The organism is Bacillus toyonensis BCT-7112 (assembly GCF_000496285.1).
Classification (GTDB): domain Bacteria; phylum Bacillota; class Bacilli; order Bacillales; family Bacillaceae_G; genus Bacillus_A; species Bacillus_A toyonensis.
Map to the genome: position 1 here is coordinate 809,979 of NC_022781.1, position 16,112 is coordinate 826,090.

Annotated in this window: 20 protein-coding genes; 8 read left to right on the top strand and 12 right to left on the bottom strand. The window is 35.3% G+C overall.

All coding sequences use genetic code 11. From position 1 onward, the window contains the following. Window positions 1–55: 55 nt before the first annotated feature. The gene (locus tag BTOYO_RS04070) at window positions 56–346 is read left to right on the top strand and encodes a HesB/YadR/YfhF family protein (RefSeq protein WP_001054451.1); all 291 of its coding nucleotides are present in this window, start codon (window positions 56–58) and stop codon (window positions 344–346) included. Between the two features lie 28 nt (window positions 347–374). On the opposite strand, the gene BTOYO_RS04075 is transcribed toward BTOYO_RS04070, so the two are convergent. Further along, a complete protein-coding gene (locus BTOYO_RS04075) occupies window positions 375–794 on the bottom strand; it encodes an acyl-CoA thioesterase (protein WP_000495823.1) in 420 nt (139 codons plus the stop codon). A gap of 109 nt (window positions 795–903) precedes the next feature. Between BTOYO_RS04075 and BTOYO_RS04080 the strand changes: the two genes are divergently transcribed. After that, window positions 904–2,196: a glycoside hydrolase family 18 protein gene (locus BTOYO_RS04080; RefSeq protein WP_000614832.1), complete on the top strand. Its 1,293-nt coding sequence runs from the start codon at window positions 904–906 to the stop codon at window positions 2,194–2,196. 83 nt (window positions 2,197–2,279) lie between these two features. On the opposite strand, the gene sspN is transcribed toward BTOYO_RS04080, so the two are convergent. The 4 genes from sspN to BTOYO_RS04100 form a co-directional block, all read right to left on the bottom strand. Further along, entirely contained in the window at window positions 2,280–2,414 is a 135-nt protein-coding gene (sspN, locus tag BTOYO_RS04085) for an acid-soluble spore protein SspN (RefSeq protein ID WP_000527987.1), read from the bottom strand. 43 nt (window positions 2,415–2,457) lie between these two features. Then, window positions 2,458–2,601: an FbpB family small basic protein gene (locus BTOYO_RS04090; protein WP_001254699.1), complete on the bottom strand. Its 144-nt coding sequence runs from the start codon at window positions 2,599–2,601 to the stop codon at window positions 2,458–2,460. Window positions 2,602–2,747: 146 nt separating this feature from the next. After that, a complete protein-coding gene (locus BTOYO_RS04095) occupies window positions 2,748–3,695 on the bottom strand; it encodes a 3'-5' exonuclease (RefSeq protein WP_000528769.1) in 948 nt (315 codons plus the stop codon). A 115-nt stretch (window positions 3,696–3,810) separates the two neighbouring features. Beyond that, window positions 3,811–4,386, bottom strand: coding sequence for a redoxin domain-containing protein (locus BTOYO_RS04100; RefSeq protein WP_000269081.1), 576 nt, complete (start codon window positions 4,384–4,386; stop codon window positions 3,811–3,813). A gap of 250 nt (window positions 4,387–4,636) precedes the next feature. On the opposite strand from BTOYO_RS04100, the gene BTOYO_RS04105 reads away from it, so the two are divergent. Further along, complete coding sequence (locus BTOYO_RS04105; protein WP_001083872.1) at window positions 4,637–4,894, top strand: hypothetical protein; 258 nt, start codon at window positions 4,637–4,639, stop codon at window positions 4,892–4,894. Window positions 4,895–4,917: 23 nt separating this feature from the next. Here the strand turns inward: BTOYO_RS04105 and BTOYO_RS04110 are convergent, their stop codons facing one another. Continuing rightward, the gene (locus BTOYO_RS04110; protein WP_000666373.1) at window positions 4,918–6,567 is read right to left on the bottom strand and encodes an ABC transporter ATP-binding protein; all 1,650 of its coding nucleotides are present in this window, start codon (window positions 6,565–6,567) and stop codon (window positions 4,918–4,920) included. 117 nt (window positions 6,568–6,684) lie between these two features. Next, window positions 6,685–9,408, bottom strand: coding sequence for an aconitate hydratase AcnA (gene acnA / locus BTOYO_RS04115; RefSeq protein ID WP_000238588.1), 2,724 nt, complete (start codon window positions 9,406–9,408; stop codon window positions 6,685–6,687). A 290-nt stretch (window positions 9,409–9,698) separates the two neighbouring features. Between acnA and sspO the strand changes: the two genes are divergently transcribed. Then, complete coding sequence (gene sspO / locus BTOYO_RS04120) at window positions 9,699–9,848, top strand: small acid-soluble spore protein O (protein ID WP_000043210.1); 150 nt, start codon at window positions 9,699–9,701, stop codon at window positions 9,846–9,848. 38 nt (window positions 9,849–9,886) lie between these two features. On the opposite strand, the gene pdaB is transcribed toward sspO, so the two are convergent. Together pdaB and BTOYO_RS04130 are read right to left on the bottom strand one after the other, a co-directional pair. Further along, window positions 9,887–10,612, bottom strand: coding sequence for a polysaccharide deacetylase family sporulation protein PdaB (gene pdaB, locus BTOYO_RS04125; protein ID WP_002039311.1), 726 nt, complete (start codon window positions 10,610–10,612; stop codon window positions 9,887–9,889). Between the two features lie 46 nt (window positions 10,613–10,658). Continuing rightward, window positions 10,659–10,922 (bottom strand): hypothetical protein, encoded by a 264-nt coding sequence (locus tag BTOYO_RS04130; RefSeq protein WP_001146300.1) that lies wholly within the window; start codon window positions 10,920–10,922, stop codon window positions 10,659–10,661. 121 nt (window positions 10,923–11,043) lie between these two features. Here BTOYO_RS04130 and BTOYO_RS04135 point away from each other — a divergent pair, with 121 nt between their 5' ends. Then, on the top strand, window positions 11,044–11,166 hold the full coding sequence (locus tag BTOYO_RS04135) for a small acid-soluble spore protein P (protein WP_000517651.1): 123 nt from the start codon (window positions 11,044–11,046) through the stop codon (window positions 11,164–11,166). Window positions 11,167–11,291: 125 nt separating this feature from the next. Beyond that, window positions 11,292–11,672 (top strand): Hsp20/alpha crystallin family protein, encoded by a 381-nt coding sequence (locus BTOYO_RS04140; protein WP_000516750.1) that lies wholly within the window; start codon window positions 11,292–11,294, stop codon window positions 11,670–11,672. A gap of 50 nt (window positions 11,673–11,722) precedes the next feature. Here the strand turns inward: BTOYO_RS04140 and BTOYO_RS04145 are convergent, their stop codons facing one another. Together BTOYO_RS04145 and BTOYO_RS04150 are read right to left on the bottom strand one after the other, a co-directional pair. Continuing rightward, window positions 11,723–12,961, bottom strand: a complete 1,239-nt coding sequence (locus BTOYO_RS04145; protein WP_000676818.1) for an MDR family MFS transporter — start codon at window positions 12,959–12,961, stop codon at window positions 11,723–11,725. Window positions 12,962–13,028: 67 nt separating this feature from the next. Continuing rightward, complete coding sequence (locus BTOYO_RS04150) at window positions 13,029–13,436, bottom strand: hypothetical protein (RefSeq protein WP_000965132.1); 408 nt, start codon at window positions 13,434–13,436, stop codon at window positions 13,029–13,031. A 136-nt stretch (window positions 13,437–13,572) separates the two neighbouring features. Here BTOYO_RS04150 and BTOYO_RS04155 point away from each other — a divergent pair, with 136 nt between their 5' ends. Further along, entirely contained in the window at window positions 13,573–14,775 is a 1,203-nt protein-coding gene (locus tag BTOYO_RS04155) for a serine-tRNA(Ala) deacylase AlaX (RefSeq protein WP_000435885.1), read from the top strand. Between the two features lie 199 nt (window positions 14,776–14,974). On the opposite strand, the gene BTOYO_RS04160 is transcribed toward BTOYO_RS04155, so the two are convergent. After that, window positions 14,975–15,418, bottom strand: coding sequence for an NUDIX hydrolase (locus BTOYO_RS04160; RefSeq protein ID WP_000432590.1), 444 nt, complete (start codon window positions 15,416–15,418; stop codon window positions 14,975–14,977). Window positions 15,419–15,522: 104 nt separating this feature from the next. Between BTOYO_RS04160 and BTOYO_RS04165 the strand changes: the two genes are divergently transcribed. Beyond that, entirely contained in the window at window positions 15,523–16,104 is a 582-nt protein-coding gene (locus tag BTOYO_RS04165; protein ID WP_001247755.1) for a DUF6434 domain-containing protein, read from the top strand. The last annotated feature ends 8 nt before the right edge of the window (window positions 16,105–16,112 follow it).

A 16,112-nucleotide genomic window follows, 5' to 3' on the forward strand; every position in this document is an offset into this window, starting at 1 on the left:
TTTTGCGTTATTTTTTATACTAAAGAAAAGGCAACATAATTTGGAGGAACTATACATGAATCTTTCCGTAACAAAAGAAGCAGCACAATGGTATAAAAACGAATTAAATTTACAATCAGGTGAAACACTACGCCTTTTCGTACAATACGGCGGTTGCAGTACTGTGCAAAAAGGACTTTCTTTAGGTATTCGTAAAGATGACCCTGCACATCCTGCTGTTCAAACTCAAGAAGAAGGTATTAACTTCTTTATTGAAGGCGATGATGAGTGGTTCTTCGATGGACATAATTTATCTGTTACACTTAACGACGGTGATGATTTCCCTCAATTTAATTATGAGAAATAAAAAAAGCGTGGCTTCTGCCACGCTTTTTTTATTTCTTTTTAATTTCCTCATATTTCGCATACCACTCAGGATATAATTTTTTAAATGATACAGGGCGGAACCCTTCTTTTTTCGCACAAATATTCGTTGTACTTGCAGTAATGCAAAGCTCACCATCACCGTTATATATTTCATAACCATATACAACACGAAGCGGGCTCACAGTATCAATCCACGTTTTCACAATTGCTTTTTCTCCGTAACGCATCGCTTTACGATATGAAATTTGCAAGTCTAATACAGGAGAAATAATTCCCTCTTTCTCCATTTCAACATATGAAAATCCTAATTCTTGTATAAGTTTCGTGCGCCCAAGTTCCAGCCACACTAAATAGTTTGAATGGTAAACAACACCCATCTGGTCTGTTTCCGCATAGCGGATTTCAACTTCATATTCTGCTACAAACATTTCTATTCGCCTTCTTTCACTTCTGCTACCTTGCATACATTTAATCATAATACAGTGGAATCAAAAATAAAATAAAAACAGTGAATCTTTTACCGAAAGGGGCAAACACATGATCCAAATTGTAACTGTTCGTAGCGGTGATAGTGTTTATGGTTTAGCATCAAAGTACGGATCTACACCTGAAGAAATTGTAAAAGACAATGGACTAAATCCTGCTGAAACACTCGTTGTTGGTCAGGCACTTATCGTTAATACAAAAGGAAATAATTATTATGTACAGCCTGGTGACAGCTTATATCGAATTTCTCAAACGTATAACGTTCCTCTCGCTAGCTTAGCTAAAGTTAATAATCTTTCATTAAAATCTATTCTCCATGTCGGACAACAATTATATATACCAAAAGGTACAAAACGAGCAGTAGAATCCATCGCTTATTTACAGCCTTCAACAATACCGATAAAAGAAAGTTTAGTAAATGCTACACGTGCTATTAATCCATTTTTAACATATTTAGCCTACTTCAGCTTTGAAGCAAAAAGAGACGGCACTTTAAAAGAACCAACGGAAACAGCGAAAATCGCTAATATTGCAACGCAAGGTAAAACCATCCCTATGCTCGTTATTACAAATATTGAAAATGGAAATTTCAGTGCCGATCTGACATCGGTTATTTTACGCGATGCAACAATCCAAAACAAGTTTATTACTAACATTTTGCAAACAGCTGAAAAATATGGCATGCGAGACATTCATTTCGATTTCGAGAGTGTGGTACCCGAAGACCGCGAGGCATACAATCGCTTTTTACGAAATGTGAAAACACGCTTACCTAGCGGGTACACATTAAGTACAACGCTTGTACCGAAAACAAGTTCCAATCAAAAAGGGAAATTTTTTGAGGCTCACGATTATAAAGCACAAGGACAAATTGTTGATTTCGTCGTCATTATGACATACGACTGGGGTTGGCAAGGCGGGCCACCGATGGCGATTTCTCCTATTGGTCCTGTGAAAGAAGTACTTCAATATGCGAAATCTCAAATGCCACCACAAAAAATTATGATGGGGCAAAATTTATATGGTTTCGATTGGAAACTTCCGTTCAAACAAGGAAATCCACCTGCAAAAGCAATCAGCTCTGTTGCAGCTGTTGCACTAGCTCGTAAATATAATGTTCCTATCCGCTATGATTTCACGGCTCAAGCTCCTCATTTCAATTACTTTGACGAAAACGGCGTACAACACGAAGTTTGGTTTGAAGATTCACGGTCCGTACAAAGTAAATTTAATTTAATGAAAGAACAGGGCATCGGTGGTATTAGTTATTGGAAGATTGGTTTACCATTCCCGCAAAATTGGCGTTTACTCGTTGAAAACTTTACGATTACAAAAAAGGGCTGACTTTTGTCAGCCCTTTTTTCATATTACTGTTACAAAACGTCTTTCATTCCCTCATAAAAAAGAAGAATGATAACATTCTCCTTTTAACCGTTATCAACAATCGGTTGTTTACCAGTTTGGTCTTGCATTTGTTTTCCTTTATTGCCACCAGCTTTTTTCGATTGCGTTCCAATATGATTCGGTGCAAAATCTTTTGAATTCTTTTTCGGATTACCCATTACTATCGCCTCCTTAACACTAGTATCGTACTAGTGTTAAGAATTATTCAGCTTGCTTAAAAAGTTTCATTTCATAACGTTTCTCAATACGCTCTTCAATGCGATCAATTGCATCACGATCGCTTAATAATTGTTGTTTATTTTCATTTACAAGTTCTTCAAACGATTTGCGGCGACTTCTTCTCATGCTGTTCACCCTCTCTCTTTCTCATTCTTACTACATAGTATGAGCAAACAAAAAACTCTTTAATCAGATTTGCAAGAAAATTTCATGTTTTAGTACTCCTAAAAAAAAAAAAAACGCTATGTACAATAATTTGTACATAGCGTTTTTTATACCATAACATTTAAATACTCTTTGAGCTTCTCATCTGCATTCGTTTCATTTTCTCTATACGTATCAAGTGCTTGTAATACAAAATCATACTGTTCTAAAATATAACTTTCTAATTTCAAGACATCCGCTAAGCTATTAAGCATAACTCTTGTATTACCAACTTCACTTTTTAGAGCTGGTTCACATATTAAGCTCGTACATATTTCTTTCACATCATCTTCTACTATTTCTGTTAATACGTATTTCTTTCGTCCTTTTACTTTTAATCTCATAACTGGATAAAAAGCTTTTATATCTAAATAACTTCCTACGTTCATACAACGCAGCCATTCTACATTGCGTTTATTGCGGACAAGTATTTCTTTCACCGCTTCGTATACCGCAGTTTCATCAAGCACAGCCTTATTTACTTTTCGTTTCCCTTTTTCTTCAATAGATGTACATTTTTGATAAACAGCTGCACACGTAATACAGTCGTCAAATGCATTATGAGAACTTAGACGAATTCCAAGCATTCGCTTTAACGTCTCAAGTTTATGATTAGGTGCGTGCTTCATATATTTTTTTGCTAAAAACACAGTGTCAATCACCTTATTTTTAGGTTCAGGAAACCCAAGCATATTTACATTACTTTTCAAAAAGCGCATGTCAAAAGAAGCATTATGAGCCACAATAACATTTGTATGTAAAAATGCTAAAAATAAAGGTAAAACTTCTTCAATCGTGGGTGCATCTGAAACACGATAATTTGTAATACCTGTTAAACTCGTAATTCGGCTCGGAATCGGACGCTCTGGATTCACGTATGAAACAAATTGATCTACCAGTTCATGATTACGATATTTCACAGCTGCAACTTGAATAATTTTATCATTATAAGGGTTAAATCCTGTTGTTTCAAAATCAATTACAACATAATCTAACGGTAAGGATACATTCCCCACTCCATACACTCCTTTATCTCTAAACGTTTATATTTCTTACATCATATCATGAAGTTATTACTACTTGAAAAAGAAAAGGCAGAAATGGGAACTCTCCACCTCTACCTTTTCACCGTTATTTTAATTTAGCAATTCGTTTTTCCATCTCTTTTTGCGTCATCGGTCCAATGAACTTATCCTGAATGACGCCTTTCGTATCTATAAAATACGAAGTTGGGATCGTAATTACTTTATAAGCTGTTGTCACATCAATGTTCTTGTCCAATAAAATAGGAAAAGTAATCCCTTTTTCCTTAGCAAAATTGCTTACTTTTTCTTCTCCCCCACCTTTTTCTGAAGGCGTATAATTTATTGCTAAAATTTCTACGTTTTCTTTATGTTCTTTATAGAAAGCCTCCATATCAGGCATTTCTTGCTGACAAGGCCCACACCACGTTGCCCAAAAATTTAAAATAACTTTCTTTCCTTTTAAATCCGATAGCTTTACATTCGTTCCATCTAACTTAGTTAATTCAAAGTTTGGTGCACTCTTTCCTACTTCAATACCATTACTTGCAATCATCTCTTTCATAGCAGCTTCACTTTTTTCTTGCTTCCCTTGTACCGCCTGATCTTTATTACCGAACTGTTCATAAGCTGCATATCCCGCTAAACAAAGTAACACTACAATAATCGTAAGCTTCCGCCACATTTTATATCACCCTAACGTGTTTATGTACTTTTAACAAATTCATCAAAATACTATATACCTTATTTTAGCTTATACGGACGAGCTTGGAAATATTCACAGTCAAAATAATTAGAATATTCTCATTTAAAGTGAGGTTTTTTCCTTTTTATCATATAATTAGAAAAACAGATGAGGTATTTTATCTTCGTATTGACCCACTTACCTATTTACTCTCGTAGTTATATAACCTTCAACAAAAGGGGGATTGTTTATGAATTCATTCGAAAAAATAACATTATATATTCTTAGTTTTCTTTTATACCCAATCGGCATTATTACATGGATCATTTCACTCTTTAGTAAAGATCTTAAAAAAAAGAAAGTAGGGCGTATTTGTCTCTACATCTCTCTAGTCTCATTCGTCCTTTTCGTAATCCTTGGAATTACAACTTTCCTTATGACTGCTACTTTTAACATTGATCTAAATCACTCCGAATCTATCGAGTATCAAATAAATGACGCTGAATAAAGATAAGGGCATTGCTCTTATCTTTATTCATATCTTTGTAAAAACGAATGACTATTTATTAATTTTTCAGGACTTCCACCTGCAACAATACGTCCTTCCTTCATTATGACAACACGATCTGCTAATATCGCTTTCTCGACATCATGTGTTACCACAATTCTCGTGACCTCTCTTCCTAATCCTTCTATCATATTCCAAACAGTTTCTTGGTTGCTCGGATCTAATCCCGCAGTTGGTTCATCTAAAATAATAAGATTCGGATTTGAAACAATGGCACGTAATAATGCAAGACGTTTTCTTTCCCCTCCAGAAAATTCTACACCGCTTTTATGTAGTTCAGTTTCAATCCCTTCTGATAAATCTCTAATAATCGGTTTCACATTTACAAGTTCAATATTTTTTTCTAATTGATTTTCTAAATACTCTTCTCCGAAATGCACATTCTCTTTTACTGTCGTCCGAAAGAAACGAGGTTCTTGCCACACTGTAGTCATACGAGCCTCATTACCATAATAAACAATGCTACCGTTAGATGGTTTATACAAACCTGTCATTAATTTTAAAAGCGTCGTCTTTCCTGCGCCACTTTCTCCCACAATAATAACAAGTTCACCAGGGTGAATTTGCAAATCAATATTATGAATTCTGCATTTCTCTCCATCACTTTCCTGAAATGAAACATTTGTTATCGTCATCCCCATCGCTCTTTCTACCTTACTATCTGCCCCTCGTTTATCTAAAAAAGAAAAAACTCTATTTGCCGAAGCAGCTGCAACTTGTGTCATCATTAATAAATCGCCAACGTAACGAACTGGAAAAAAGAGCATTTCAATTGTAGCTAACACGGCAACAAGTGCGCCAACTTCCATTTCCCCCTTCATTATTTTTTGCGCGCCTATAATGAGAACAACGATATATGCCCCTGTTTCAATCACTGTTCCAACTACTCCAATACAGTGTTGCATCATCGTCTTCTTTACTTCTGTTTTATAGGATTGTGCTGTTACTCCTTTAAATAAGCGAATGGCCCACTTTTCTTTTTGCAAACTACGTAAATCTTGTACGCCTTTTACAAACTGCGACACCATCTCTACAACACTTGATTGATTGTTTTGAGCGATGCTTGCGATATTCCTGACCTTTTTCCCCATCAACATCGGAACCATTGCACTAAAAAATAAAAACGGAGTTACCCACAATATAAACTTCATATCTATATGTTGTAGTGCTATGAACGCACCTATAAATTGCGCAATAGCGTGTATATATTCTATTAATATAGAACCATATAATCTGACCCAATTCGGAATATCAGACACAACTAGCGTCTCTAACTCTCCTTGCTTAATCTTCTCACTCTCTTCAAATGGTAATAAGAAAAAATGACGCAATACATATATACGCTTCTTTCGCAATATTCGTTGACTCGCTTTTGAGCTTACATAATCAAATGAAAGATTGTTCACCCACATCAACAAGCGGCTCCCCGCAAACAATGCAATATATACATACGCAGCTTTTAACTCCCGCTGAATCAGGTTATCTACAATTAGCCCCATGAATAGTGGACGGGATAAGTTTAAAATAGCAGCAAAGCATCCACTACATACAGCTGCTATTACTAATAATTTTTCTTTCTGTAACGGTAACAGTATTCTTTTATATTCTTTCATGACGTTTCCTCCATTTTTTATAGTAAAAAGAAAGGGATGAAACCAAATGGTTTCATCCCTTTCCATAAAATAAGGAAGCTAACAGTTGTTAGCTTCCTTCTCGTTCATTTCAATTATTTAGTTCGACACTTTAGATTCTTCAATTTTCTCACGAAGAACCATTTGTAAGATACCACCGTGACGGTAGTAGTCAATTTCAACTTCACTATCGAAACGAGCTACTACTTCAAATTGTTTTTCGTTGCCATCTGCATCAGTTGCAACTACTTTTACAAGATCGCGTGGTCTAACTGTTTTGTCAATTTGAATTTCAAATGACTCGTTACCAACAAGACCTAACGTTTCAGCGCTTTCGCCATCTTTAAATTGAAGTGGTAACACACCCATTAACACTAAGTTACTACGGTGAATACGCTCGAAGCTTTCGGCGATTACTGCTTTAATACCTAATAAGTTTGTACCTTTCGCAGCCCAGTCACGAGAACTTCCCATACCGTAATCTTTACCAGCAACAACTAGAAGGCCTGTGCCATCTTCTTTATATTTCATAGCAGCATCATAGATAGATGTTACTTCACCAGTTGGCCAATATGTTGTATATCCGCCTTCTGTTCCTGGTGCGATTTGGTTTTTAATACGGATGTTCGCGAATGTACCACGCATCATAACTTCATGGTTACCACGACGAGAACCGTAAGAGTTAAAGTCAACTGGTTGTACGCCATTTTCTAATAAGTAGCGTCCAGCTGGTGTGTGCTTACCAATTGAACCTGCTGGTGAAATATGGTCTGTCGTTACAGAATCTCCAAATTTACCAACAATGCGTAAACCTGATAATGTTTCAACTTCACCTGGTTCTTTAGATAATCCTTCAAAGAATGGTGGGTTTTGAATGTATGTTGAATCATTATCCCAGGTATATAAAGCTTCATTTGAAGTTTGGATTTCATTCCAACGCTCATTGCTATTAAATACTTGTGCATATTCTTTCTTGAACAGTTCAGATGTAACAACACTTTGAACTACATCTTCAATTTCTTTAGCTGATGGCCAAATATCATTGAAGTATACAGCATTGCCATTTGCATCTTTACCAATTTCATCATTTTTCAGGTCAATATCAACAGTACCTGCAAGTGCATATGCCACAACAAGTGGTGGTGATGCTAAATAGTTTGCTTTTACAAGCGGGTGAATACGACCTTCAAAGTTACGGTTACCAGATAAAACAGATGTTACTAATAAATCGTTTGCTGCAATTGCTTCTTCTAATTCCTCTGCTAGTGGACCAGAGTTACCGATACAAGTCGTACAGCCGTAACCAACTGTTTGGAAACCTAATTGATCTAAATATGTTGTTAAACCTGATTTATCTAAGTACTCAGTAACAACTTTAGATCCTGGTGCTAATGATGTTTTTACGTACTCAGGTACTACAAGCCCTTTTTCAATTGCTTTCTTCGCAACTAGACCTGCCCCAATTAATACGTATGGGTTTGATGTATTTGTACAGCTTGTAATTGCAGCGATTGCAATTGCACCTGTTTTCATCGTTACTTCTTTATCTTCTAATGTAACCTTCACTTCTTTATCGAACTCTTGCGCATTAAATCCAAGTCCTTGTGTTCCAACTGGTGCTACAACAGCTTTGTGGAACGCATCTTTCATATCTGAAAGTGGAATTAAATCTTGTGGGCGTTTCGGTCCAGAAAGGTTAGATTCAATTGTATTTAAATCAATTTCAACAAGATCAGTGTAAATTGGATCTTTGCTGCCCGCTGTATAGAATAAGCCGTTCGCTTTACAATATTCTTCAACAACGCGAATTTGTTCTTCATCTCTACCTGTTAAACGTAAGTATTCTAATGAAATATCGTCAATTGGGAAGAATCCACAAGTTGCACCGTATTCTGGTGCCATGTTTGAAATTGTTGCACGGTCAGCTAAAGGCATGCTCTTTAGTCCATCACCGAAGAACTCAACGAATTTACCAACTACACCTTTTTGACGTAATACTTGTGTTACTTTTAATGCAACATCAGTTGCTGTAGTACCACTTGGAAGTGTGCCAGTTAATTTCACACCGATTACTTCAGGTACTGGGAAGTATGAAGGCTGTCCAAGCATTCCTGCTTCTGCTTCAATACCACCAACGCCCCATCCAAGAACGCCGATACCGTTAATCATCGTTGTATGTGAGTCTGTTCCAACCAATGAATCTGGGTATGCAACTAAATCGCCTTCAGCATTTTTCACCGCGTGAACAACTGGTGCTAAATATTCAAGGTTTACTTGGTGTACGATACCTGTTGCTGGTGGAACTGCACGATAGTTATCAAATGATTTTTGTGCCCAGCTTAAAAATTTATAACGTTCTTCATTACGTTTAAACTCTAAGTCCATGTTGAATGCAAGCGCATCTGCCGTACCCGCTCTATCAACCTGTACAGAGTGATCAATTACAAGGTCTACAGTAATTTCTGGATTAATTTTATCAGGATCTCCGCCCATGTCTGCCATTGCTTTACGAAGCGAAGCCAAATCTACAACAGCTGGAACACCTGTGAAGTCTTGTAAAATTACACGAGATGGTTTAAATGGAACATCGATATCTTGAACATCTTTCGTTCCCCATTTCGCTAAATTTGTAACATGTTCTTCTGTAATTACGCGTCCGTCTACTTGACGAAGTACAGATTCAAGTAAAACTTTCACGGAATATGGTAATTGAGATACGTTGCCAACCCCTGCGTTTTCAAGCGCTTTCAATTGATAATAATGATACGTTTTTCCATCTACTTCGAAAGTTGCGCGTGATTGAAATGGATTATGTTTGACCATTATGTTTCCCCCCTGTTAAACGTGACTAAGTTGTCTGAATATAAAATGTAGACAAACTTTTCAATACCTTACGATAATATCTTATTACAACTTTCTAAATAAGTAAATAATAAGAAACTTATGGATTATCATAAGTTTTCTTTATATTTCTAAATTTGAATAGTGTTCATGCTCCTTATGAATACTATTACCATAAAGTAAAGTACTCTTTCAGCGCTTTACTTTACGTTCATATATGTTATGAACAACTCATGTTTTATCTATAAAAAAACATTATAGAGGTGAGAAAAATGAGTAAACAAAAAGCAAATCATACTATTTCAGGAATGAATGTTGCATCCGCACAAGGACAAGGTGCTGGTTATAACGAAGAGTTTTCAAATGAGGCTTTAACTCCAGCAGAGCGACAAAATAATAAGAAACGTAAAAAGAATCAGTAACAAAAAAACCAAAGGTATGTCTGCCTTTTGGTTTTTTTCTAATGCTTATAACGTAATAACTCCGAAACCGTTACAAATCGATATCCTTGCTTTTTAAGCTCAGGTAAAATTTTCGATAACGCTGCCACTGTTTGACTACGATCACTTCCTCCATCGTGCAACAGTACAATATCTCCACTTTTAGCATGTTTCACAACATGATTTACAATGGACTCAGTACCTGGATTCGCCCAATCACGAGGGTCTTGATGCCACGACCATAGAACAGTTTGATAACCAGCTTCTTTAGCTGTTTTAAATACAGCATCGTTAATATATCCGCCTGGAGGACGGAACAACAAAGGTTCTTTCACCCATTTTTTAAAGTATTTCTTTCCATCTAAAATATCATTTTCTAATTTTTCATCAGATGAATTACTCGCATACAAATGATTCATCGTATGATTTCCAATTTCATGCCCCTCTTTTAACACTTGCTTTACTAAATATGGATTACGCTGCACACGGAATCCAATCATAAAAAAAGTCGCTTCTGCTTTATATTGACGTAATAAATTTAATATTTGTGGTGTATAAGTTGGATCAGGTCCATCGTCAAATGTAATTGCGATAATTTTTTCACTATTAGGTACTTCCCACGTTACATAGCCAGTTGGTTCTAGCTCTTTTCTAAGCAACATTTTCGCTTCCACTTTTTCCACTTGAAATATATGTACTGCACATAGTAAAGAAAAAACTAATAGAAAAACCTTTTGTTTTAACATAGCGTTCGTTAAAGTAATAAGGTTGTCGAATACGCAACAACCTCTTTTACTTTTCTAGTTGATCTACATTTCGCATAATATTTTGAAGATTATTTTCGTATTGCTCAAGTTGTGGACGTTGTGTTTCCGAAGCTACTTCTAGTGCATTTTGAATTTGTTCATACGCTTCCTGAACCTCTTGACGTAACTCTTTTAAATCATGACCGTAGTTCGGATCATTTTTCACGATATTGTTAAATGAATTTTCTGCTTGTGTAACCCCTTGCTGCGCTGCTTGAAAAGCTTGTTGCTTATCTTTATGATATGGCATTATACAATCCCCTTTCCATAATAGTTAGTCCCATTTATCTTTACCCTTTTTTCTAAAAACATTCTCGTATAAATTTACAAACTTCTCTCATTCTAAATAGAAAGAGGAGGTGTCACATACAATGGGAAAAAACAATCGTGAATCGAAAGAAAAAAAAGGACAACCTGAACCATTAAGCGGATCTCATAAAGTAAAAAATCGTAACCATTCACGCCAAAAAAACCATGCGCATCATGATATGTAATAAGAAAATATTCACATACTGTGTATATTCGACATAAAATGTTTATATTTTGCCATTTATTCTTCACCTCTATTTCATTCATGCATAACATGATATGAATTGATATTTTACGGAGGGTGTCTTACATGGGCAAGAAAAAGAAGGATTGTCTTTTTCATGTTGATGGTTTCGAAGAATGGATGGATCAATTTTGTTCTGATACTTGTAGCAACTTTAGTTTTCCAAATGAAATTCATATCGATCTTTGTGAAACAGAGGAAGAATACATTTTGGAAACAGATGTACCAAATGTGACTGAACAAAATGTACGCATTAAAAAGATGGAGACAGGCCTAAATATATGCATACTTCATAAAAATACTTCTTTACAGCGAACAATCTCTTTACCTACTACTATCATTTATAAGAAGATGCTAGCCTGCTTAGAGAATGGATTTTTAGCCATTCATATTTCCAAAAATGAAGTTGCCAATAAGCATGAAAAGAAGGTTCTTTTTTCAAATTGAGAGTTAACGTAAATACAAAAATAAGCCCCAGCAAGTTGCTGGGGCTTATTTTATTTCACTTGTATTTCTATATTATAATTTCTATCGTACCTTTTTTTCAATAAACCTTTTGTAACTAAAAGTACAGGAAATGCTACAGTTGAAAATAGGGCTAGCGCTAAAAATACTACAAACCCATTTTGATACCCGTAATAATCGAGTAGTACTCCCCCAAACCAAGGACCAATTACTCCTCCAATTCCTGAAAAGCCCATCGCTCCGAAGTATGTTCCTTTCAGGTTGGAATCAGCGATCTCATCAATAAATACATCTGTCATTGAAAACATTAAAACTTCTCCAAATGTGAAAATAATGGTACAAATAGCTGCTCCTAACATAGATTCTACTAGTCCAAATCCAAATAATCCCCCACTCACAAATAACGTTCCAACCATAATTGATGCTAACGGTGTATACTTTTTACACATTTGAATGACAGGGTATTGAATAACCACTACTACAATTGCATTTAAAGCTAGCATATATGAGAACAACTTTACCCCATCCTGAAATATATGTGCATTAGCAAAATATTGAGATACTGTCGTCGTTAAATGTGAAAAACCACTATTACTCAAAATAATACCGACTAACGCAACTAAAAATACTACATCCTTTCGCAATATACGAATTGCATTTAGCATTGTAACAGGATTTTCTGTATTCATTTTCTTTTTATTAAGTGGATATTTCTTAAATTGCAGTGCTAATATAGCTGTATATAGAATGTAAACTCCAGCGGCTACTAAAAAAGGAATTGTTGATTTTGCACTTCCGAGCTGTAATCCAACAATTGGTCCAATCGCAACCCCAACATTTATTGCACCATATCGTAAGTTATAGACGAGTAACCGATACTCTGGCTTTGTTAAATCTGATAATAACGCTCTTGATGTCGGTTCAAAAAAAGAACGACATAATCCATTCAAAGCGTTTAATAAAAAGAAACTCAAAACATGATCTGCAACTGAAAATCCGATAAATACAAACACCCAAACAATCATGGACCATATTATAATCATCTTCCGACCAAATCGATCCGATAAATTGCCCCCAATAAAACTAGCAAACACTCCAACAAGCGCACTCGTTCCAATAATAGCACCCGTCATTCCAGCTGAAACGTCTTTAACAGTTGTTAAATAAATTGCTAAAAAAGGAATACTCATTGAAGTTGCAAACCTCGCAAATAATGTCCCTATTATAATTGTCATGCCAAGTGGATGAATATTTTGTAACTTCCCCTTCATCTTTAAACCTACTCTCCCTTTTCTTACATAAAAAAAGAAAGCAAAGGATCTGCTTTCTTTTTCCTTTTTATACTTGAGATGTTTGCACCCGAGCCGCTCTCGATATGTCCATATCAATGCCATATGTAAACTGTAATTCTTTACAAATATCTTTAATTAAAATTGCTACGTTATACTTTTCATTAAATTGTAAAACAATACTTTCTACTTCTTCATATGTATACTTATATTCGCCAGTAATTACACTTTTTAAATCAAAGCATTCATTCATACAAAGCTGCACAAGTAATTGATCATACTTCTCTATCACATCTTCTTTTTTCCACAGTAACTCTTTTACATATAACCGATCAAATTTCACGCTTTCTCGATTACACTCCGTTAAAATCCGGGTCATTTCATTTAATTCTCGGTATAATTCAGAAATATTTCTGTTTAAACTAAGCAGTTTATCTACGCCGTTTTCATATAGCATTTCATTCCACCCCCGCATTTTCTTTTTCTTATTATAGCAAGAAAATTCTAAAAATAGTTTCTTTCTTCTGAAATATTAGGAAACTTATTTCAATTGTTTTACAATGAAACTAGTGAATACGAAAGGGGAAAGAAAATTGGAGCAAAAATTATATTACATCGACGCTTATACGAAAGACTTTACTACGAAAATTATAAAGCAAGATTATGATAAAGAAGATAACTTATATGTTGTTTTAAATGAAACGGCATTTTACCCAACAGGCGGTGGACAACCATATGATACTGGCACACTAAATGGTACCTTAGTCACTAATGTTGAAGAAGTAAATGGAGAAATCCGCCACTTCATTGCAGAACAATTAGAAACAGCAGAAGTAGAAGGTAAAATTAATTGGGAGCGCCGTTTTGATCATATGCAGCAACATGCAGCTCAGCACATTTTATCTGCTGCTTTTTGGGATCATTTTAACATACCCACTATCGGATTCCATCTTGGAAAAGAAACGGTGACAATTGATTTAGAAACAGAAAATCTTCCTGCAGAAACGATTGAAAAAGCAGTGCAAATTGCCAACAATATTGTTTTTGAAAACCACCCAATCCGTATTCAGTGGATGAACTTAGAGGAAGCGAAAACGTTACCTCTTCGTAAAGAACCGACTTTAACCGAAAATATACGCGTTGTTATTATCGAAAACTTTGATTATAACGGCTGTGGTGGAACTCATCCGAGACGTACAGGTGAAGTAGGTCTTATTCAAGTACTTAATTGGGAGCGCAATAAAGGTGGTATTCGATTAACGTTTATCGCTGGCTGGCGCACACTGAAATTAATGGGACAACAGCAACAAATTATGAAAGATGTTTCTAAACAATTAAATAGTAGCGAAACTGATATTCCAGCAAAAGTAGCACAACTTCTTATCTCTCAAAAAGAAAACGAAAAAGCGATACAGACAATGAATGAAAAATTATTATTTGCAGAGGCAAATGAACTATTACAACAGCCTGCAGAAATACATGCTGGATTCCTTATTTCTAAAGTATTTACAAATCGTTCTATGCAAGAAGTTGCCAAACTATCTGCTATCATTATAGAACAACAAGAGCATGCAATTACATATTTCGTCATTGAAAATGATGACAAACTACAATGCATCCTCGCTTGTGGAAAAACAGTAACGCTCGATATGAATGCTCTTTTAAAAGATGCACTTCCTGCAATTGAAGGAAAAGGTGGCGGAAATAAAAAGAGCGCTCGCGGTGGTGGGAAAGCGATTATGAGCAGTGATGAGTTTTTACATCAGCTTATTTCTTCTTTACAATCTGCAGTGTAAAACATTTCTTAAGGAGATGTCGTCTAGCGAAATTTCAAACTAGGGACATCTCCTTATTTTTTGCTTCATACATAGTAATACGATAAATGAAATTTCAGGAACGACATTTTGACTTTATCAATCATAACTTACCATATATCGACGATTCGACAAGAAATATCGATTTACCGAAAAAAGCAATATTCAAAGTAGTTTATATTTACAAGCCAATATTTTGTTTTAAACCTTGGTAACTTCCTGCATTCAGAAATTTTTCAGATGCAAGTTTAGTAAATTTCTCAGAAAAACCATAACTACTTAATTCTTCTATTCGCACCATTTGTACATCCTGAATTGGATTATGATCAAACTCGTTAGAAGGTAAAGTGATTTCACCTTCCATCCTTTCAAGCAGAAATGTAATATGTAATAAAGACGGGAGAGCATCTGGTTTATCACAAACATACAATAAATTCTTAACCTTAACATCTAATCCCGTTTCTTCTTTCATTTCTCGAATCATCGCTTCTTCTAACGTTTCACCATTCTCTACCCTTCCCCCAGGTAAAGACCAATCTCGATTAGCAACTTTTTGCTTTACTAGCAATACCTTTTCGCTTTCAATTAAAATTCCAGTAACACGAACTTGCATTACATTTTCCATATGTAATCTCCTCTTCCTATTACATTTACAAATTAATCCTTCCACAAAAAGAACGTACGTTTTATAATTAAAGAAAATTATGGAAGAAAGAAGTTGTTACATTCATGCGTCCACCTTTAACAAAGTCTATATCTCTTAAAGATTTCCAAAACTATTATTGGTTGAAAGCTGAACTACAAATATTTTGTCGTGAGTATGATTTACCAGCTAGTGGCTCTAAGATCGAAATAAGCGGTCGTATCTCACATTATTTAACTACAGGTAAAGTATTAAAAAACAGTTCTCATCAAAAGGTGAGTAAAGCTTCCCTATCCAATAAAGATCTTTCCCTGCAAACGATTATCACTGAAAATCATCGATGTAGCGAAGATGTACGTGCTTTTTTTAAAGAAAAAATTGGAGAAAACTTCCGCTTTACAGTAGCTCTTCAAAAGTTTTTTAAAGAAAATATCGGAAGAACATATGAAGACGCTATAACGTTTTGGTATGAGGAAAACGAACGTAAAAAAGACCCTGCGTATAAAACAACTATTGGTACACAGTTTGAATACAATCGTTTTATTCGCGATTTTTTTGAAGATCCAAATAACAAAGGAAAATCAAAAGCTGACGTTATCGTTGCTTGGAACGAAATAAAAGTAAAACCTGGTAGCAATGCTTATATTCCTCAAAAAGTAGAAAACTAGTTATCTTG